Below are 19,577 nucleotides of genomic sequence, written 5' to 3' on the forward strand. Positions count from 1 at the left end.
GAATTGTTGGATTCTCCGATCGCGCATAAAGTGGTGATCTGTTCGCGGCGTCTTGCGATCGTTTCGTCTGCGGGATTTCGGGGCCGCACAATCACACCGGGGCGATGCCCGGTTCAGGGAGAAAAGCCTGTGCACAATCGTGATGGAATGCCTGACCGGCGCCGGGTTCTGGCCGGAGGCCTCGCCGTTCTGGCCTCAGGCGCGGCGCCACGCCTCGCCCGCGCCGCGAGCGCGCCGGCCATGATCATGCGCGAGATCGAAGCGCGCGCCGGTACCGCGAGCCTGCTTGAGGACGGCGGCCCGCTGACCGATATCTGGGGCTTTGGCGGCGGCGTTCCGGGGCCTGTCCTGAGGGTTGAGCAGGGCGCGCGCGTCCGCGTGCGCCTGAAGAACAGCCTGCCGCAACCCACCACGATCCACTGGCACGGCATCCGCATCGATAATGCCAATGACGGCGTCGCGGGGCTGACCCAGGAGGCCGTGCCGCCCGGCGAGACCTTCGACTACGACTTCGTCGCGCCTGACGCGGGGACATTCTGGTACCACCCGCACAACCGCTCGTGGGAGCAGCTCGCGCGCGGCCTCTATGGCACGCTGATTGTCGACGAGCCGGAACCGCCCGCGGTCGATCAGGATCTGGTGCTGAATTTCGATGACTGGCGGTTGGATTCGGCCGGCAAGCTGCATGAGGAAAGCTTTGGCAGCCTGATGGACTGGAGCCATGCGGGCCGGCTGGGCAATGTGCTGACGGTCAACGGGAAGCCTTTCGAGACCATTTCGGTGAAGGCCGGCGATCGGCTGCGTCTGCGGGTGCTGAACACGTCCAACGCGCGCGTTCTGTCATTCCGGTTCACGGATCATGTGCCGATGCTGATCGCTCTTGATGGCCAGCCGGTGGAGCCCGCGGCCCTTGCGGGAGATCTGATCCTGGCGCCGGGTGAACGCGCCGACGTGATGCTCGACATGGCGCTTGCGCCCGGAGCCAAGGCCTCCATTGAGGAAGTCAGCGGACAGGATGGGCTGGAAATCGCGCGATTCGTCTATCACCCAAGCGAGACGGCTCGGGAGCATCCGCTGGACGCGCCGATGCGGCTTGCCGCCAATCCGCTCGTCCGCGGGCTTGAACTCGGCGACGCCCTGTCGCAGGACCTGCTGATGGAGGGCGGCGCCATGGGTGGCATGGCCGGCGCGCGCATGGGCGGGGAAATGATGGACATGCGCGCGCTTGTGGGGCGTGGCATGGCCTGGGCGTTCAACGGCGTCGTCGGCATGGAGCAAACGCCGCTGCTGTCGGCGGCGCGTGGGCGCACGGTGCGGATTCCGATGATCAACGATACCGGCTGGCCGCATGCGATCCATATCCATGGTCACCATTTTCGCGTGCTCGAGCGCAATGGCGCGCCGGTCGCCGGAGAGGCGTGGAAGGATACGGTTCTGGTCGCGCCGCGCGAGCGGGTGGTGGTGGCCTTCGTCGCCGACAATCCCGGCAAATGGATGCTGCACTGTCACATGCTCGAGCATCAGGCGGCCGGAATGGGGACCTGGTTCGCGGTGGCGTGAAGAGGCGCGTGCACTGCTGGCCTTTTGGGTGCTTGCGCTTTATGCCTTTTCCATGAGGGAAGCGCGCCCGCGCCACAAAAGACAAGGGATCAGGGATGGAAGACAAACCGGCCAACCGGCAGGAACGCCGCGCCGCGCGCGCGCAAGGGGACCTTGACGCCGCCGCGTTTCTGGAACTTGCGGGCAAGTTCATCGACGTTGCGAACCGCGAGAACCAGAAGGTTCCGGCCACGCAGTTGCACATGATTTTTCTCTTCGCCGCCGCGCGCTACAACGCCCATGTGGCCAAATCGGTGATGGAGGTGGAGAACCACGAAGAGTTCGTCGAGCACATGGTGAAGCAATACACCGAGATGCTGCGTCAGCACCTGGCCGATCCGGGGCTGGGCTGACCGGGATCGAGCTGAGGCGTGCCCCGGCCCGCGGCGCAAACCGCCCCGCCGCAATGCGCCGGGTCGCTCTTGCTGTTTGACCGCCGCAGGCGTCAGGCCGGCTGTTCCTGCGACATGGACGGCAGGCAGGCGCTGTCCTTGATGGTCCATTCGGGATGCTTGCGCGCCCAGCGATCGATCTCCGGCTCGCCGTAGCGGACGCATTCCTTGACCGGAATGTTGGTGGTGAAGAACGGCAGATGCACGTTCTTGCAGGTCTCGGGCGCCTGGGCCAGGCAGACGGAAAGCGCAAGTATCAGCATATCGATCGTCCCCATTGCGTATTGAAAAGCCGGGTAGTCGGATATCGAACTGCGTATTGGATGCGGCGCGCTCCCCGATGAGACCGCGCCCCACCGGGAGGCGTCAGGCGGATTTGGAAAGGCGGCTTTCGGGCACGCAGCGCCATTTCTTCACCGTCCACTTGGGATGGCTGACGGACCATTTGGCGATTTCGGGTTGCCCCATACGGATGCATTGCATGGGGGTGGCGTTGTCCGCCATGAACGTCAGATTGACGTCCTTGCAGGCGGCGGGCGCGGCGGAAAGGCAGACGGAGAGTGCGAGCACAAGCATGACCAGATCCAGGTTGCGCCTCTTCGAGGCTGTGCGGAATGCGAGCACCTGGCAGTCTGTGGCTGGGTGCCGCGAATTCGACGGCCGTCTTCGCGGCGTTGGTCGATGATGATGTTTCCACCCTGGTGAAGCAATTCGGCAATCTACCACCTAGACATTGCCTCTAAGAAATAGTGCTGACTAGAGTGTTAACGCCGAATTAATTGTCAGGCTTCTGTCTGAAAAAATTGCAGATCGATAATTAGTGCCGAGTGCTTTGCGCTTGCTGTCCAAAAACTTTGGAAAATCAGTCCGCATAAATCTCGATCATGCCAAAAAAACAGGCGGCTGTTCCGGCCGGGCAGCGCGCGTCCGCGCGCCCTGACGGGCGCCGAAACGCCTCACAGGCCGCCGGAGACGCCGGCATGGCGGATTGCATGCGCGCGCGTCCGGCGTGATTCGATCACTCGCCCTTCAGGAAATCATCGACCGAGAGCCCCTTGTCGCGGGCGTTGGTGTAGTCCGACGTGGTGCGCGGGCGGGGACGCTCGCCACCGCCGAACGGATTGTTCGGCATGGTCCACTGGGCGGCGACGCGGCAGTCGTCGCACATCTGGATCAGCTTGATCTGGTCGCTGGACTGGAACATGTAGTGATTGCCGGCGAGCCGCTCGGTGATGCGGTTGATGGTCGACTGCGTGCCGAAGGGTTTGCCGCAGGAGAGACACGTCGCCGGCTCCTCCTCATGCAGCACCGCGGGCTGGGACGCGTCGGCGCGGAAGGAATAGCGCGGCTCCAGCGTGATGACGCCTTCCGGGCAGGTGTCCGCGCACAGCCCGCATTGCACGCAGGCGGCCTCGGTGAAGCGCACCTGCGGCCGGTCGGGATTGTCGGCCAGCGCGTTGGCGGGGCAGGCGGAGACGCAAGACAGGCACAGGGTGCAGCCTTCCGACGCAATCGCGATCCGTCCATAGGGCGCGTCTTCGGGCAGGGCGACCACCTCGGACGGCGCCGGCGCGATCGCGTGCAGGTGCGACAGCGCGGCGCGGGCCACGTCGCGTTTGCCGCCGACAGGGGCGAAGCGCTTCGCCTCGAGCGCCGGGCGCGGCGCGAGCGCGTAGAGCGCGGCTTCCACGCGATCGGGGTCGCTTTCCTCCAGAATGCTGAAGCGGCCAACCATGTCGAAGCCGAGACCCTGGCCGAGCGCCTGGGCCAGGGTCAGCTCGCGTTGCAGGGCGGGCAGCTCGTCTGCCTTGCGCGGATCGGCGAGCCACACGACGTGCTGCGCGCCGGCGAGGAAGCCCGCCAGGATGCTCTCGTGCCCGGTGGCGGTCACCGCGTGCAGCGACATGGGCAGCACATTGTCCGGCAGGCCGCGGCCGTGGCGCGCCATGGCCGCGATGATCCCGCCGCCGTGGTCGCCATCGTGCAGCAGCAGCACGGGATTGGTCCCGCCGGCGTCCAGATAGTGACCCAGCAGCGCCTGCATGCGGGTGATCAGGCCGGCGCGGCGCGGAAAGGCGTAGGAGACGGCGCCCGTGGGGCAGGAGGCGGCGCAGGAGCCGCAGCCGGCGCAGATGGCGTGGTCGTAGGCGACAGTGTCGCCGTCGTCGGTGATCGCGCCCGCCGGGCAGACGTCGAGACAGATGGAGCAGCCGGTCCTGCCGGAGCGCGAATGGGCGCAGATGTCCGCGTTGTAGGAGACGTAGAGCGGCTTCTCGAAGGTGCCGACCATGTCGGAGATCTCGAAGATCGCCCGGGCCACGGCGGCCGGATCGCCCGGATCGGCGCGCAGGTAGCCGTCGCGCTTCTCCCAGCCGGTGACCAGCGGCGCCTCGCCCGACAGATCGAGGATCAGGGAGCACTGCGAGCGCGCGCCGTCCTTGCCCATCAGGAACTGCGGCTCGCCGCGCGACGACGGCAGGATCGGCGCGTAGCCGTCCACCGTCACCTCGAAATGCCCCAGCGATCCCGAGGTGTTGCGCACCCGGCCGTGGTAGATCGGCACGTCCATCACCGACGGCAGCATCATGTCGCCCGGCGCGCTGAGCAGCAGCGTCACCGACAGCTTGCCGTTGAGCGCGCGCGCCGCGTCCAGCGCCTGCTGGCCCGCGCCGTAGACGAGGCACATCCCGTCGCTGGCAATGGACTTGAGGCCGGCGGGTTCGCTGTCGAGCACCGCTTCGTGCAGCAGTGCGGCGATCTTGGCGTGCGGGTCCTGGCCCTTGTCGGTCCAGCCGGCGCGTTCGCGGATGTTGACGAAGCGGACGCGCTCCTCGGCGCCGTCCTCCTGCGGGCCGGTTTCCTCGGCGATCTCGGAAAACAGCGGCGCTTCCTGGGTGCAGGCGACCAGCAGCGGCTCGCCGGTCTCAAGCGCCCGCTCGAAGGCCTCTATCTGGGTGCGGCACAGGTGGCGGTGCATCACCGGGTCGCCGCCCTCGATGATATCCGATTTCCCCAGAGCCTCCCGCAGCCGGTGCGGATCGAGATCCATCGTGCCTTCGCAATTGCACACCAGAAGCTTGCGGCCGGCGATTTTCATCGAACTCTCTCCCACCGGGCCTCTTCGCCCGAACATACTCTCGTTATTCCGTTCTACGCACGCCCGCGGCCATTGCCAACCGTTTCTCCGCCCCTACTATACAAGGCGCGGCGACGCACTCATGCCGCTGCCGCGCGGGCTCGACGGGGCCGGCGCCGGAGGGGACCGGAGCGCGCGGCGAGATACGACAGAAATACGATAGGAAATCGCATCACGCGCCACAAGCGCGCAGGGCCGCGCGGGGCCGGGGCGAGGGATACCGGGGAAAGGATGCGCCTTGCAGGCGGAAGTCTCAATCAGGGTCGGCGTGGTTGTCGAGCGGCTGCGGATCGACAACCGCTGGGCGCAATGGTCGTGGCGGCCGGTGGCGGTGTTCACCGATGCGCCCGAGGACGACGCCTGGCGCGTGCTGGTGGCCGACGGCGACGTGACGCGGTTTCACGCCGGCAACGCCACCGTGACCCTGCATCGCAAGCTGGTGGAGGCCTATCGGGTCAATCTGGCGCGCGACGCGCCGAGCCTCTGGGTGGTGCTGCGCGACGCCGAGGAGGCGGATGCGGGCGACATGCCCTATGCGGTCGCCGCCGTCACCGCCAGTCCCTACGAGGCGCAGGACTATGCCGATTCGGGCGAGGGGCTGATCGAGCCGGTGCCGGTGCCGCCGGAACTGCTCGCCTGGCTGGTCGACTTCGTGCGCGCCCATCCCGCGCAGGAGGAATTCAAGAAGCGCAAGCGCGACAAGCTGAGGATCGAGGAGCAGAAATTCGGCAAGGAGCCGATTTTCAAACGCTCCGGCAACGCGCCGGACCAGAGCTGAGGCCGGACCAGAGCTGAGGAAGAAACGCGAGCATGGCCGAGGACGACCGCAAGGGCATTGAGGCTCCGGCGCAGGGCGCGTTCCTGTCGCGCTGGGCGCGGCGCAAGAACGCGGCGGCCACGGGCACGCCCGAGCCGGAGCTTGACGAGCTTGCGGCGCGCGCCGAGCAGGCCGCGGCCGAGGAGCGCGCGGAACGCGAGCGCGCGGCGGCTGAACGCGCCGGGCGCGAGGCGGAAAACCGCGCCGCCGCCGAGGCGGTCGATCTCGACACGGCCGACGAGACCACCGACTTCAAGCCGTTCATGAAGGACGGCGTGCCCAAGGCGCTGCGCCAGGCCGCGCTGCGCAAGCTGTGGAGCGTCAATCCGGTGATCACCGCCATCGACGGGCTCGACGATTACAACCAGGATTTCAACGTCACCGACACGATCCTGACCAAGTTCGAGTCCGCCTGGAAGGCGGGCCGGGGCTACAGGAAGAAGACCAAGGAAGAAGTCAGCAAGATGATCGAGGCCGGCGAGGCCCGCGCCGAGGCCGACCGGGCGGAGGCGGACGCGCGATCGGATGCCTCAGCGGAGCAGGCGGAGCGGGCGGACGCGGAGCGTGATGAGGCTTTCGGGACGCATGACGCCTCGCCGGACGGATCCGCCGGCGACGGTTTTGATGCCGGCTCCGGCGACGCATCCGGGGGCGCATCCGGTCATTCGGGGATGCCGCCGGTCGTGCCGATGTGGCCGGTTCCGCTGGTCGTGCGGATGTTGCCGGCCGCTTTGATGCGGCTGATCCCGATGATGCCGCCGCCGGTTCCGCAAATGCGGCCGATCCTGACGCCCCGCCCCGCGTCCCCCTCCGCCGCCGCTTCGCGCTCAAGGACTGGGAGTAGGGGGCTCTAACGTAGCTTGTCCCATCACACTTTGAGGTGCTTGAGATGAGATTTATCGCGAGCGGCCCTTCAATACCCGACGAATTGCTTCTTGCTCGCGATCAAGGACGCGTCGTGTTTTTTTGTGGCGCAGGCATTTCACGCGCCAAGGCGAAGTTGCCTGACTTCTTTGAACTGGCAACTACGGTTACCCGTGCTCTTGGGGTTGGTGAAAACGATCCGGCAATGAAAATCATTGCCGAAGCGAGAGAAATAGGTCAGCGGACGGGTGTCGATGGTCTCATCTCCGCAGATAGAATTTTCGGTTTACTTGAACGTGATTTTTTTTCGCGCGATATTCAAGAAGCTGTAGCGCGGGCACTTACGCCGAATATTCCAACGGACCTCAGTGCACATCAGGTATTGCTGAGGCTTGCAACCACCCAAGAGGGTTTGGTTCGTTTGGTGACAACCAATTTTGATCGGCTGTTCGATGAATGCCGCGCCGGCCTAACGACCTTTTCTCCGCCGAAGCTTCCTGACCCATCGCGTGCTACTGACCTCAATGGAATTGTGTATCTACATGGAAAGATAAACTCTGAGGGTAATGGAGCCGAAGGAGATGGCTTCGTCCTTTCAAGTTCCGAGTTCGGAAGAGCGTATTTGTCTGACGGGTGGGCGACGTCATTTGTTCGAAGTGTCCTACGCAAATACTCAGTCGTCTTCATCGGATATTCTGCGGACGACCCGCCTATGCAGTATCTTCTGGAAGCACTTCACCGAACAGCTGGATCTGTAGACGAGATATATGCGTTTCAATCTGGTGATGAAAACTACGCAAATTCCAGATGGCAACACAAAGGTGTTGCCGCGATTCCTTATGATAGTGCGAATGGCCACTCGGCGCTTTGGAGCACATTAGAGGCTTGGGCCGTTCGAGCAGATGACCCCAACGCATGGATGCAGGGTGTGGTGGATCGGGCGAGGTCAGGCCCAGAGAGTCTGCAACCTCATGAACGAGGGCAGGTTGCCCATATCGTCTCCACAATTGAAGGCGTACGGAAGTTTGCAGAAGGAGACAGTCCTCCTCCAGCTACATGGCTTTGTGTTTTTGATCCTTTTCGGAGATTCGCTGAGCCGGGCCGGCAGGGCGGCTTCATGGAGCAGGGTCCATACATAGATCCTTTTGAACTTTATTCACTCGACTCAGACCCGATTCCTGAAAAAAGCACCCCGGAAGATAACTATTCCAAGCGCGAAGTGCCCAACGAGGTATGGGATGGGTTTGCTCTGAATGAGTTAGACCGTACTGGGCTTAGGGACGATAATACTAGCTCATTACGGGGGCATTGGTCCCGGCAACCGCCGCGTCTACCGGCCAGGCAAGCTCAATTTGGTTTCTGGATCAGCAAAATTGCACATCAGCCAGAGACTGTTTGGTGGGCTGTTCGTCAGCTCGGTTTGCATCCGGAAATATTACAGAAAATCACTTGGCAGCTGGAAAAATCTGATCCGGGAATTCCAGCGGCGGTCCGCGAGGCATGGCGTTATCTCTCCGATTATTGGGAGGTAGACCGCACAGAAATTCGACGAGGTTGGTATGAGTTGGGAACCGCCATCGTAGCCAGCGGGTGGAATGAGATCATTCAACGGCGCTTTGCTGATCTCGGGCAACCATGCGTAAAAGTGAAGCAGAATCACTGGGGAGGCCCGGTTCCTGGGTTCAAAGAAGAAATTCGCCTACAAGACCTTATTAGCCTTGATGTCGAATACACAGACTTGCCACGTAATATATCAATTCCCGACGAGTGGATTGAACGGGTTGTGATTGTCTTGCGTAAGAACCTCGAAACAGCGTTGGAATTGGAAAATGAATTTGGCGGATATGGTTTGAATGACATTTGTCCAATAACTCCAGATGAAAATCCCGACGGAGATTCGTACTCCCGAACTCACGGTTTGTCGGCGTGGGTTCTCTACTTCATCAGCCAGTTTCAGAGATTGATGGACTTGAATCTGGATGCTGCGAGAACCGAATTTCAGTGCTGGTCCATCGAAGACGCCACCATATTTGCCAGATTGAGAATTTGGGCATTGGGGCAAGACAGGCTTGTAACCAGTGAAGAGTTTGGAGATGCCATCAGGAAATTGCCTGAGAAGGCGTTTTGGGATGCATACCATGCTCGGGATTTGCTTTTGGCGCTTTCCTCCAGATGGATCGAATTAGGTTTGGATGACAGAAGCGAAATTGAGCAGCGTATTCTTCATGGTCCAGAGCGGTGGTCGGATGAAGAAGATGGCCATTTTGAAGAGAGGAAAGCTTGGGCCAGTGTCAACAGGTTGAACTGGCTCCATGAGGAGGGTTGCATACTGCAGTTGAACTTGGAAAAAACCACTGAAGAACTGCGTAAGAAGGTTCCAAAGTGGCAACCCGAATATGCGAGAGGGGCCGCTGAATCGCTGGAAGGGCATGGTGGCTGGGTTCGAACAGAGACTGATCATTCCGCACTTTTGAATGAACCATTGGGCACTACGCTTGCGAAGGCGATGGAACTCTCCGGGAGGCAGGGGAGCGAATTGGTTCAGTACGATCCGTTTGCGGGTCTTTCAGCAGCGTATCCAGCACGTGCGTTTGCGGCACTAAGGCTGGAAGCAAAACGGGATAGCTTTCCTGACTGGGCTTGGAGGGCGTTCCTGGATTCTGACCGCCGGAAAACGGATGGAACGAGGTTTGTTGGACTGATAGGAGAACAACTTGCGCGTTATTCTGCGTCTCAGTTGACCTCAATAATTCGCCCCGTAGCCGAATGGATAAAAAAGTCAGCAAAGGTCCTCGCAAAAAAATATCCCGATATATTCAAGCGATTGTTCTTAAAGGCCATTGAGGTGCTGTCGCTGGAAACAGATGAAAGTACCTCATCAGTTGTTCGGAGCAACAAAGAAATCGATTGGACGATGGAGGCGATCAATTCGCCTACCGGAAAACTGGCCGAGGCACTTTTTGACGATCCACAAAAGGATGGCCTGTCAAGAGGACAAGGACTTCCTGAAGAGTGGTTGCGACTCGTACAAGGCTTGTTGGCTTTACCCGACGACCTTCATCGGCATGCCCTTGTTATTTTTGCGCATAATCTGAGTTGGTTTTTTGCCGTGGACCCGGAATGGACGTACGTCAACTTACTATCGGCCTTGGATTCAAGCGTCGAGCAGGACCGAGAGGCCTTTTGGGGAGGTTTTCTTTGGGGAGGCAAAGCCGAAGGGCGTGAGTTGTTCGAAAACCTCAAGCCGCACATGCTGCGACTTGCCGTGTCAAGTAATCTTGAACGCCGAGGTCACGCTGAGACTTTATCAGGTCTGATATTGTCTGCATGGGCATTGACCGACGATGATACGGGCGAAAAATGGGTATCCGATCAAGAATTGCGCAATGTTCTGTTAAATTCAAACGATGATGTTCGTTCTCGCATTTTGTGGCAGGCGGAACGTTGGGCCAAAGAAAAACAAGAAACTTGGGCGCCACTGTTGCTCGATCTTTTGCGCAACGTTTGGCCAAGGCAGATTGCAGCCAAATCGGGCATCGTATCCGCTCGATTGTGCGACATAGCTTTTTCCGACGAAGCACGTTTTCCAGAACTGGCGGCGGCTGTTCTACCATTGCTCACAAAAATTGACCGTGACCATTTGATGCTTCCAAACCTTCGCCGATCTCGCGACAATATTGTAGATTTGCACCCTCGCGAAACATTAGAGCTACTTCATGCTGCGCTCCCGGACAACGTTGCCGCTTGGCCCTACGGTATAGATGCAACGATTACCCGTATTGGTGAGGCCGACAGCGCCCTCAACAGCGACGAGCGACTAATTGAACTCAAGCGGAAATGGGATGCGCGCTGATAAGGCGGGACACTGAGATTACCGAAGCCAATTGTCTTCGCTCGGCCCATCTCCGCGGACACCATCTTTCAGGGCTCGCCTTCCATATGATCGAGCCAACCCGCCCCTTCCACCTCGCCCCCCCGGAACCCTTCCGCGTTCCGCGCGTTGAGGGCGGGACCCTGCGCGCTGAAGTGCGCCGGCTCTCTTCACGCGGCCCTAATGCGTTGGCCGAATGCGTTGGCGGGCGGGGCGCCGGGTTGATAGGATTGAGCGGCCCGGACGCCGCGGCGCCCGTTTGCCGATCATCTCGCCTTGCCTGCGACCCAAATCCTGGCGCGCCGTCCTGCCCATCCGGGCCGGGCGGGCCCAGCGGAGACCATGATGAACCTGAGCATCGGCTACGAACTGCAATACGACTTTCCCCAGCCGACACCGCTGATTGCGATGCTCAACGTGCATTTCTCGCGGGTCTCCGACCTGGCGCGCCCCGACAACATGATCGTTAGCCCCTCGGTGCCGGTCTCGGGCTATCGCGACGGCTTTGGCAACTGGTGCAGCCGGCTGCTCGCGCCGGCGGGGCGCATGACGATTTCCTGCGACGCGGTGATCCGCGACAGCGGCCTGCCGGATCCGGTGGCGCGCGGCGCGCACCAGCACGCGGTGGAGGATCTGCCGGAGGAAACGCTGGTGTTTCTGCTGGCCAGCCGCTTTTGCGACAGCGACCGGCTGCTGGACCTGGCGTGGAGCCTGTTCGGCGAGACGGAGCCGGGCTGGGCGCGCGTTCAGGCGGTGTGCGACTTCGTGCACAACCACATCGCCTTCGGCTACGAGCACGCGCGGGTGACGCGCTCGGCGTTCGAGGCCTATGACGACCGCCGCGGCGTCTGCCGCGACTACGCGCATCTCGCCGTCGCCTTCTGCCGCGCGCTGAACATCCCGGCGCGCTATTGCACCGGCTATCTCAGCGACCTCGGCACGCCGAGACCCCATCCGCCGGGCGATTTCGCCGCCTGGTTCGAGGCCTATCTCGGCGGTGAGTGGCACATGTTCGATCCGCGCAACAACGAGCCGCGGCTGGGCCGGGTCCTGCTGGCGCAGGGCAGGGACGCCGCGGACGTGGCGATCACCACGACCTTCGGCGTCAACACGCTTGCGGGCTTCAAGGTCTGGACCGACGAGGCCTGAGGCGCGCCCTCACTCGCCCGGAAACTGCGCGCGGCAATAGTCGGTGGCGCGGGTCTTGAAGGCTTTGTACTGGGCGTCGTTGAGGATGGCCTCCGCGCGCATGGTCTCCACCGCGCCGACGCGCTCGGTGAGGCAGGCGGCCAACTCGGGGTTGCCGGCGCCGGCGGTGGCTTGCTCGGAGGGCAGCAGGGCGGCGCGGTTGATCCAGCCAAGGGCTGAGGCCGCGAGCAGCGCCACGGCTACGGCGAGGCCGCGGGCGCGAAAGGAATCCAGGAAATGAGTGCCGTTCATGACGCGCCCGCTGCGGCTAACCGCCCGTCACCGACATGTGGCGGCCGACGGCGGGGGTCTTGCTGCGCCTGTCGATGATGAAGTCGTGGCCCTTGGGCTTGCGGCCGATGGCCTCGTCGATCGCCTGGTTGAGCAGCTCGTTGCCTTCCGAGGCCCGCAAGGGCGCGCGCAGATCGGCGCTGTCGTCCTGGCCCAGGCACATGTAGAGCATGCCGGTGCAGGTGACGCGCACCCGGTTGCAGCTTTCGCAGAAGTTGTGGGTCATCGGCGTGATGAAGCCCATGCGGCCGCCGGTCTCCTTCACGGTGACGTAGCGCGCCGGCCCGCCGGTCTTGTAGGGAATGTCCTCGAGCGTGTAGCGGTCCATGAGGCGGGCGCGCACCTGGGACAGCGGCAGATACTGGTCGGTGCGGTCGCCGTCGATCTCGCCCAGCGGCATGGTCTCGATCAGCGTCAGGTCGTAGCCCTCGCCGTGCGCCCAGGCCATCATGCCCTCGATCTCGTCCTCGTTGACGCCCTTCAGCGCCACCGCGTTGATCTTGCACTGCAGGCCGGCGGCGCGGGCCGCCTCCAGGCCCGCCATCACCTTGGGCAGGTCGCCCCAGCGGGTGATGCGCTTGAATTTCTCCTCGTCCAGCGTGTCCATGGACACGTTCACCCGGCGCACGCCGCAGTCGTAGAGCTCCTGCGCGTAGCGGGCGAGCTGCGAGCCGTTGGTGGTGACGGTGAGTTCGTCCAGCGCGCCGGTATCCAGGTGCCGGCCGAGCGAGCGGAACAGGCTCATGATGTTCTTGCGCACCAGCGGCTCGCCGCCGGTCAGCCGCAGCTTGCGCACGCCCTTGTCGATGAAGGCGGAGCACAGCCGGTCGAGTTCCTCGAGGCTGAGGACCTCGCGCTTGGGCAGGAAGGTCATGTCCTCGGCCATGCAGTAGACACAGCGGAAGTCGCAGCGGTCGGTGACGGAGACGCGCAGATAGCTGACTTCGCGGCCGAACGGATCGATCAGGGACGCAGGAGCGCCCGCCCCGGCGCCCGCCCCAGCAGCCGCGTCAGTGGCAGGGTGCACGGGAAACCCGCTGATCGGCCAATCCGCCATGAAACTCTCCCTTACGGTGGGTCCGCGCGCGCGGCCCGCTTTCTTGTCGTGATGTTGGAAGGTAATGGTTTTTTGCCAAGGAGCAAGAGTGCCCTTGAGCAAAGCTGCTGCGCATTTAAGCCCGCTTCGGGTGATCCGATGGCGCGGTGCGGTCGTATACCGGTCACGATGCGTTGATCGCCCGCCCGCCCGGTTCCGGCGATCGCCAGGAGAGAGCATGACCACCATTGTCTGGTTCCGCCAGGATCTGCGCGTCACCGACAACCCCGCGCTGACGGCGGCGGCGGACAAGGGCGCGGTGCTGCCCGTCTTCATTCTGGATGAGGGCCGCGATCCGCATCCCTTGGGCGGGGCGAGCCGCTGGTGGCTGCATCACGGGCTTGCGGCGCTCAAGACCTCGCTCGGCGGGCTGACGCTGCTGCGCGGCGATCCGCGCCTCGTGCTGCCGGATCTGGCGCGGCGCGCGGGCGCTTCGGCTGTCTTCTGGAACCGCTGCTACGAGCCCCATGCCGTGGCGCGCGACGGCGACATCAAGCATGAACTGGGGGCGGCCGGGCTGGAGGCGCGCAGCTTCAAGGCGGGCGTGCTGTTCGAGCCGTGGGAGGTGACGACGGGAGGCGGCGGGCCCTACAAGGTGTTCACGCCGTTCTGGCGCACCGCGCGCGCGCTCGAGGTGCCGCCGCCGCTGCCCCGCCCGCAGGCGCTCACGCTGGCGCGCGACGCGGACAGCGAGACGCTCGGCGAGCTTGGCCTGCTGCCCAAAGCGCCGGACTGGGCCGAAGGCTGGGACGCGCTCTGGACGCCGGGCGAGGCGAGCGCCCAGGTGCGGCTGGCGGATTTTCTCGACGACGGCTTGCGCGGCTACGCCCGGTTGCGCGACCGGCCCGACCTCCAAGGCACCTCGCGGCTGTCGGCGCATCTGCATTTCGGCGAGATCTCGCCGCGCCAGGTCTGGGCGCGCACCCGCGCGGCCATGGCGCGCGATCCGTCGCTCGGGCGGACGGTGAGAAGTTCCTCGCCGAAGTGGGCTGGCGCGAGTTCTCGCAGCATCTGATCTATCATTTCCCCAACCTGCCGTCGGAGAACTGGAAGCCGGGTTTCGACGCCTATCCCTGGCGCGAGAGTGCCGGGGATCTGGAGGCGTGGAAGAGGGACGCACCGGCTATCCCATGGTGGACGCGGGCATGCGCGAGCTCTGGGCCACCGGCACCATGCATAACCGCGTGCGCATGCTGGCGGCGAGTTTCCTGGTCAAGCACCTGCGCATCCACTGGCGTAAGGGCGAGGCGTGGTTCCGCGACACGCTGGTGGACGCGGATCTCGCCAACAACGCCGCCGGCTGGCAGTGGGTGGCCGGTTCGGGCGCCGACGCCGCGCCCTATTTCCGCATCTTCTCGCCCATCGGCCAGGGCGGAAAATTCGATCCCGACGGCGTCTATGTCCGCCGCTGGTGCCCGGAACTGGCGGCGCTTGAGACGCGCTACATCCATGCGCCCTTCGAGGCGCCGCCCGAGGCGCTGGCGGCGGCGGGCATCAAACTGGGCCGGGAGTATCCGCGCCCGATCGTCGATCACAAGGCGGCGCGCCAGGCGGCGCTTGCCGGCTACGAGGCGGTGAAAGGGGCGCACGCGGAGGCGGAGAGCGCCGCTTGACCTTTGCGTGCGCCTGCGTATCGTCGCGCCACCACAAAGGGAGATGCCCGTGAGCGACGACAAGAAGCCCTGGCCGAGCGAGCTGCGGCTGTCCAAGGACAAGAAGACACTGACGGTGGGCTTCGACAGTGGCGAGCGCTTCGCGCTCGCAGCGGAATATCTGCGCATCGCCTCACCCTCCGCGGAAGTGCAGGGGCATTCGCCCGCCCAGAAACAGACCATGCCGGGCAAGCGCGATGTCGGGATCATGAAGATCGAGCCGGTCGGCAACTACGCGGTGAAACTGATCTTCGACGACATGCACGACACCGGCATCTTTTCCTGGGACTACCTTTTGCGGCTGGGCCGCGAGTTCGAGACGATCTGGGGTGATTATCTCAAGGATCTCGAGGCCAAGGGGCTGAAGCGGGAGGGCTGAGCCGAGAGTTGCGTGAATGCAACGCTGCGGAAGCTTGGTCGCTCATGCGTTGATTTACGGATGTTTCCGGTTTATCCGCCAAAAATATTGCGATACTTCTTATTCTAACGCAGCGTCCGCGATGGTTTTCCCAAGGTTTCGTGGCTCTGCCCTGGTGACGAGCGGCCAGGCGCCGCTGTCTGCCCGGACGGCGAGTACCGGCGTTCGCATCGGCTTTCAGAGATTGATTTTGGCGGAGTGACAATCGTGAACAGGTATCTTCTTGGTGCGGCTGTATCGGCTCTGATGGCGGCCGCGGCCGGGAGCGCGCAGGCCGCGGATCCCAGCTACTCGCAGCGGGCAACTGCAACGGACTGGTCCGGATTCTATCTCGGCGTGCATGCCGGCTACGTGGATGGCCAGACCGATTGGGATCTGGGGCCAGGCGTGCCGCTTGTCGTCGAACCATCCGGCTTCGCCGGTGGCGCGCTCGTTGGCTACAATCATCAGATCGACAATTTTGTGTTCGGTCTTGAAGCTGACATTACCCTCGGCGACATTTCCGAAGGGCCGAAGAATTTCGGCGTTGTGGGCGTGCAGAGCGCGGATGTGAATTATATCGCGACCGTTCGCGGTCGGCTCGGTTATGCATTCGATACCTGGATGCCGTTTGTCACCGGAGGTGCGGGTTTCGCGGATCTCGAGATTTTCGACAGCATTGGCGGCGGACCGACCCGCGACAGTCAACTCCTGACCGGCTTCGTGGTTGGTGCGGGTGTGGAGGCCGACCTCAGCCGGCTTTTCGGCCTGCAGATCGGCGGCGGCTCGCTGACGGGCCGGGTCGAGTATATGTACGGCCAATATGGCAGCGAGCTGTTCCAGATCGGCGCCACGCCCGAAGGCGCTGACCTGGAGACGAATACGGTGCGCGCGGCACTGGTCTGGCGCTTCAGCGGTCTCAGCGCCATGTAATCAGGCTTTCCGCGCGCTCGTTCGGAGCGCACGCGCGCGGATACGGAAACAGATACGGCGGCCCTCGGGCCGCCGCATCTGTTTCGGGCGTCAGTCCTTCGTGTCCGCCGCCAACTGGTCGGCATAGGCGAGGAGCGCGTCCACGTCCGCGTGGCTGAGGATTACCTCGGCGATGGTGGCGGGCAGATCCTCAGGGCGTTCCGCGTCGCCTTCGAAGCGTATGTGGGCCGGATGCGGCGGCCGGTCGAAAAAGGTCGCGAAGCGGTTGCGCCAGTCCTCGAGCGCCTTGATCAGGATCATGAACGACGGCGTGGAACTGATGCCGCCCATGCGGGTCTGCTCGCTGACCACGTGGCAGCGCGCGCAATGGGTCTCGGCCAGGTGCCGTCCGCGCTCGCTCAGCGCCGAGGCCCGGAGCGCGCCCGTGCTCGCCAGCACGATGACGAGGGCGCCAAGGATTGCGGCACCGGTCACGCGCCATTCGTCCATGATTGCTCTCCCTTCAATCACGCCTGCGCTCCGAACAGGGAGAAATGATTGCAACAGGAATTCATCGGCGCAAGGGGCGGCCGGCAATGGCGCTGCAGATGTGTCCCAGGCGAGACACAAAAAAGCCGGCGCTGGATCACTCCAGGCCGGCTTCTTGTTCAGATCAGGACCGGCGGACTAGCGCTGGACGACGACCTTCGCGCCAACCTCAACGTTTTCATACAGATGCATGACGTCTTCGTTGGCCATGCGGATGCAGCCCGAGGAGACCGCGCCGCCGATCGTCCAGGGCTCGTTGGAGCCGTGGATGCGGTAGATGGTGGAGCCGATGTACATGGCGCGGGCGCCGAGCGGGTTGTTCGGGCCGCCTTCCATGTGGGCCGGAAGGGTCTGGCCGTTGCGGGCGGCGCGGGCGCGCATGGCCGGCGGCGGGGTCCAGCCCGGCCATTCCGCCTTGCGGCTCACGCGGTGGGTACCGGACCACTGGAACCCGTCGCGGCCAACGCCGATGCCGTACTTGCGGGCCTTGCCGTTTTCCAGCACGTGGTAGAGGCGGCGCTCGGCCGTATCGATGACAATCGTGCCCGGCGCGTAGTTGCCGTCGTAGCTGACGACTTCGCGCTTGATCGGCGACTTGCCGCTGTGGCTCAGCCTGCTGCCGTATTCGACCCAGCGCTTTGTGGTCGGATCAAAAAACTTGTTGGCGGCCGAAGCGGCCGTAACAATGGTGGTTGCCGCCACCGCGCCCGTGATCAATGCCGTCACGACCAGGAAAAACCTGCGCATCCTATTCCCCTTTGATGCCTCTTGAATGTCCGCGCCCTGCGGGACCCGTGCCTGCTGTTAACCATGTCAAGCGGCGGTTGCGATGATGTTAACGCGCGGCCGCTTTCGCAAGCTGTGATCATCATCACACGGTCGTCGAATGCATATAACGCAAGGTCTGTTGTGAATAGGCCACATTTTCGCCCGAAGCTTTCGAAACCCGCATTCATATTGAACAAAAAGTGATCACGGACGGGGCGTTATCCCGCAATTCCGCGTATGCGCGGCGAACCGGCCAAGACACGCGAACGGGCGGCGAAGTGATTCGCCGCCCGCTGGGCCGGTTCTGAAGATCTTGCGCCGCCCGGTGTCAGCCCAGATTCAGTTCCTTGAAGAAGTCGTTGCCCTTGTCATCAATGACGATGAAGGCGGGAAAGTCCTCGACCTCGATCTTCCAGATCGCTTCCATGCCGAGCTCTTCGTATTCGACACATTCCACCGACTTGATGCAGTCCTGCGCAAGACGCGCCGCCGGTCCGCCGATCGAGCCGAGATAGAACCCGCCGTGCGCCTGGCACGCGCGGCGCACCTGGGCGGAGCGGTTGCCCTTGGCGAGCATCACCATGGAGCCGCCGGCGGCCTCGAACTGGTCCACATAGGCGTCCATGCGCCCGGCCGTCGTCGGGCCGAAGGAGCCCGACGGCATGCCCTCGGGCGTCTTGGCCGGCCCGGCGTAATAGATCGGGTGGTTCTTGAAATAATCGGGCAGCGGCTCGCCCGCCTCCAGCCGCTCGCGCAGTTTCGAATGCGCCAGATCGCGCGCCACGATCAGCGGACCGGAGAGTGACAGCCGCGTCTTGATCGGGTGTTTCGTCAGCTCTCCGAGAATCTCGGTCATCGGCCGGGTGAGGTCGATCTTCACGACCGTGTCGTCGAGATGCTCGTCGGTCACTTCCGGCATGTATTTTTCCGGGTGCATCTCGAGCTGCTCGAGAAAGATGCCGTCCTTCGTGATCTTGCCGGTGGCCTGGCGGTCGGCCGAGCAGGAGACGCCGAGCCCGATGGGCAGCGAGGCGCCGTGGCGCGGCAGCCGGATGACGCGGACGTCGTGGCAGAAATATTTGCCGCCGAACTGCGCGCCGACGCCGGTCGCCTGCGTCAGCTTGTGGATCTCTTCCTCCATCTCGAGATCGCGGAAGGCGTGGCCCAGTTCCGAGCCTTGCGTCGGCAGATTGTCGAGATAGCGCGCGGAGGCCAGCTTTACGGTCTTGAGATTCATCTCGGCCGAGGTGCCGCCGATGACGATGACGAGGTGATAGGGCGGGCAGGCGGCGGTGCCGAGCGTCAGCACCTTCTCCTTCAGGAACTCGATCAGCCGGTCATGGGTGAGCAGCGACGGCGTGCCCTGGAACAGAAACGTCTTGTTGGCCGAGCCGCCGCCCTTGGCCATGAACAGGAACTTGTAGGAATCCTCGCCCTCGGCGTAGAGGTCGATCTGAGCGGGCATGTTGTTCGACGTGTTCTTTTCCTCGAACATCGACAGCGGCGCGAGCTGCGAATAACGCAGGTTCTTGTGGAAATAGGCGTCGCGCGAGCCTTCGCCCAGCGCCGCCTCGTCCGAGCCGTCGGTCCACACGCGCCGGCCCTTCTTGCCCATGACGATCGCGGTGCCGGTGTCCTGGCACATGGGGAGAACGCCATGCGCGGAAATGCTGGCGTTTTTCAGCAGATCGAAGGCCACAAACTTGTCGTTTTCGGTGGCTTCCGGATCATCGAGGATCTTGCGCAACTGCTCCAGGTGGCCGGGGCGCAGGAAATGGTTGATGTCCTTGAAGGCTTCCTCGGCGAGCAGCCGCATGCCCTCGCGCTCGACCACCAGAACCTCCTCGCCGTTGAAGCTGGCGGTGGAGACGAAGTCGGAGGTCAGCTTGCGGTAGGGCGTGGTGTCCTCCGACAGCGGATACATGGAGGAATGGGTGTAGTCCGGCGGGGTCTTCGGCTGGGCGGTCATAGTTGTGCGGCTCTCCCAAAAAGCGCGGCCAAGGGGATTGCATGCCTTTTACGCGGGATGGGGGGAAGGCCAAGGG

The 19,577-nt window shown here is 63.4% G+C and carries 16 protein-coding genes and 1 pseudogene; 9 read left to right on the forward strand and 8 right to left on the reverse strand.

The window, feature by feature from the left end; translation table 11 throughout:
* The first annotated feature begins 147 nt into the window (after positions 1-147).
* Positions 148-1,560, forward strand: a complete 1,413-nt coding sequence (locus D1F64_RS08840; protein WP_117412146.1) for a multicopper oxidase family protein — start codon at positions 148-150, stop codon at positions 1,558-1,560.
* Positions 1,561-1,655: 95 nt separating this feature from the next.
* Positions 1,656-1,952 carry a DUF3144 domain-containing protein gene (locus tag D1F64_RS08845; protein ID WP_117412147.1) on the forward strand — a complete coding sequence of 99 codons (297 nt, stop codon included), beginning with the start codon at positions 1,656-1,658 and terminating at the stop codon, positions 1,950-1,952.
* A gap of 92 nt (positions 1,953-2,044) precedes the next feature.
* On the opposite strand, the gene D1F64_RS08850 is transcribed toward D1F64_RS08845, so the two are convergent.
* The 3 genes from D1F64_RS08850 to D1F64_RS08860 form a co-directional block, all read right to left on the reverse strand.
* Positions 2,045-2,254 (reverse strand): hypothetical protein, encoded by a 210-nt coding sequence (locus D1F64_RS08850; RefSeq protein WP_162901432.1) that lies wholly within the window; start codon positions 2,252-2,254, stop codon positions 2,045-2,047.
* Positions 2,255-2,357: 103 nt separating this feature from the next.
* The gene (locus D1F64_RS08855) at positions 2,358-2,567 is read right to left on the reverse strand and encodes a hypothetical protein (protein ID WP_117414513.1); all 210 of its coding nucleotides are present in this window, start codon (positions 2,565-2,567) and stop codon (positions 2,358-2,360) included.
* 442 nt (positions 2,568-3,009) lie between these two features.
* Positions 3,010-5,088 (reverse strand): 4Fe-4S dicluster domain-containing protein, encoded by a 2,079-nt coding sequence (locus tag D1F64_RS08860; RefSeq protein ID WP_248304676.1) that lies wholly within the window; start codon positions 5,086-5,088, stop codon positions 3,010-3,012.
* Positions 5,089-5,365: 277 nt separating this feature from the next.
* Between D1F64_RS08860 and D1F64_RS08865 the strand changes: the two genes are divergently transcribed.
* The 4 genes from D1F64_RS08865 (at position 5,366) to D1F64_RS08880 (ending at position 11,828) form a co-directional block, all read left to right on the forward strand.
* On the forward strand, positions 5,366-5,905 hold the full coding sequence (locus D1F64_RS08865) for a DUF3305 domain-containing protein (protein ID WP_162901433.1): 540 nt from the start codon (positions 5,366-5,368) through the stop codon (positions 5,903-5,905).
* 32 nt (positions 5,906-5,937) lie between these two features.
* Positions 5,938-6,798 (forward strand): DUF3306 domain-containing protein, encoded by an 861-nt coding sequence (locus D1F64_RS08870; protein WP_117412150.1) that lies wholly within the window; start codon positions 5,938-5,940, stop codon positions 6,796-6,798.
* Positions 6,799-6,833: 35 nt separating this feature from the next.
* Positions 6,834-10,661 (forward strand): SIR2 family protein, encoded by a 3,828-nt coding sequence (locus D1F64_RS08875; protein WP_117412151.1) that lies wholly within the window; start codon positions 6,834-6,836, stop codon positions 10,659-10,661.
* 363 nt (positions 10,662-11,024) lie between these two features.
* A complete protein-coding gene (locus D1F64_RS08880) occupies positions 11,025-11,828 on the forward strand; it encodes a transglutaminase family protein (RefSeq protein ID WP_117414515.1) in 804 nt (267 codons plus the stop codon).
* Between the two features lie 9 nt (positions 11,829-11,837).
* Here D1F64_RS08880 and D1F64_RS08885 read toward each other — a convergent pair whose 3' ends face one another.
* Positions 11,838-12,119: a hypothetical protein gene (locus D1F64_RS08885; RefSeq protein WP_117412152.1), complete on the reverse strand. Its 282-nt coding sequence runs from the start codon at positions 12,117-12,119 to the stop codon at positions 11,838-11,840.
* A 16-nt stretch (positions 12,120-12,135) separates the two neighbouring features.
* Positions 12,136-13,215, reverse strand: coding sequence for a GTP 3',8-cyclase MoaA (gene moaA, locus D1F64_RS08890; RefSeq protein WP_117412153.1), 1,080 nt, complete (start codon positions 13,213-13,215; stop codon positions 12,136-12,138).
* Between the two features lie 217 nt (positions 13,216-13,432).
* Here moaA and D1F64_RS08895 point away from each other — a divergent pair.
* The 3 genes and pseudogenes from D1F64_RS08895 (at position 13,433) to D1F64_RS08905 (ending at position 16,236) form a co-directional block, all read left to right on the forward strand.
* Positions 13,433-14,867, forward strand: a pseudogene (locus D1F64_RS08895) (deoxyribodipyrimidine photo-lyase).
* A gap of 49 nt (positions 14,868-14,916) precedes the next feature.
* Positions 14,917-15,285: a DUF971 domain-containing protein gene (locus D1F64_RS08900; RefSeq protein ID WP_248304677.1), complete on the forward strand. Its 369-nt coding sequence runs from the start codon at positions 14,917-14,919 to the stop codon at positions 15,283-15,285.
* 246 nt (positions 15,286-15,531) lie between these two features.
* Complete coding sequence (locus D1F64_RS08905; protein ID WP_162901434.1) at positions 15,532-16,236, forward strand: outer membrane beta-barrel protein; 705 nt, start codon at positions 15,532-15,534, stop codon at positions 16,234-16,236.
* A 90-nt stretch (positions 16,237-16,326) separates the two neighbouring features.
* Here D1F64_RS08905 and D1F64_RS08910 read toward each other — a convergent pair whose 3' ends face one another.
* From D1F64_RS08910 to D1F64_RS08920, 3 genes are all read right to left on the reverse strand, one after another.
* Positions 16,327-16,725: a hypothetical protein gene (locus tag D1F64_RS08910; protein WP_117412156.1), complete on the reverse strand. Its 399-nt coding sequence runs from the start codon at positions 16,723-16,725 to the stop codon at positions 16,327-16,329.
* Between the two features lie 177 nt (positions 16,726-16,902).
* Positions 16,903-17,511 carry a L,D-transpeptidase gene (locus D1F64_RS08915; protein WP_117412157.1) on the reverse strand — a complete coding sequence of 203 codons (609 nt, stop codon included), beginning with the start codon at positions 17,509-17,511 and terminating at the stop codon, positions 16,903-16,905.
* Positions 17,512-17,860: 349 nt separating this feature from the next.
* Positions 17,861-19,501: a fumarate hydratase gene (locus tag D1F64_RS08920; RefSeq protein ID WP_117412158.1), complete on the reverse strand. Its 1,641-nt coding sequence runs from the start codon at positions 19,499-19,501 to the stop codon at positions 17,861-17,863.
* Positions 19,502-19,577: the final 76 nt, after the last annotated feature.

The organism is Breoghania sp. L-A4 (assembly GCF_003432385.1).
Taxonomy (GTDB): domain Bacteria; phylum Pseudomonadota; class Alphaproteobacteria; order Rhizobiales; family Stappiaceae; genus Breoghania.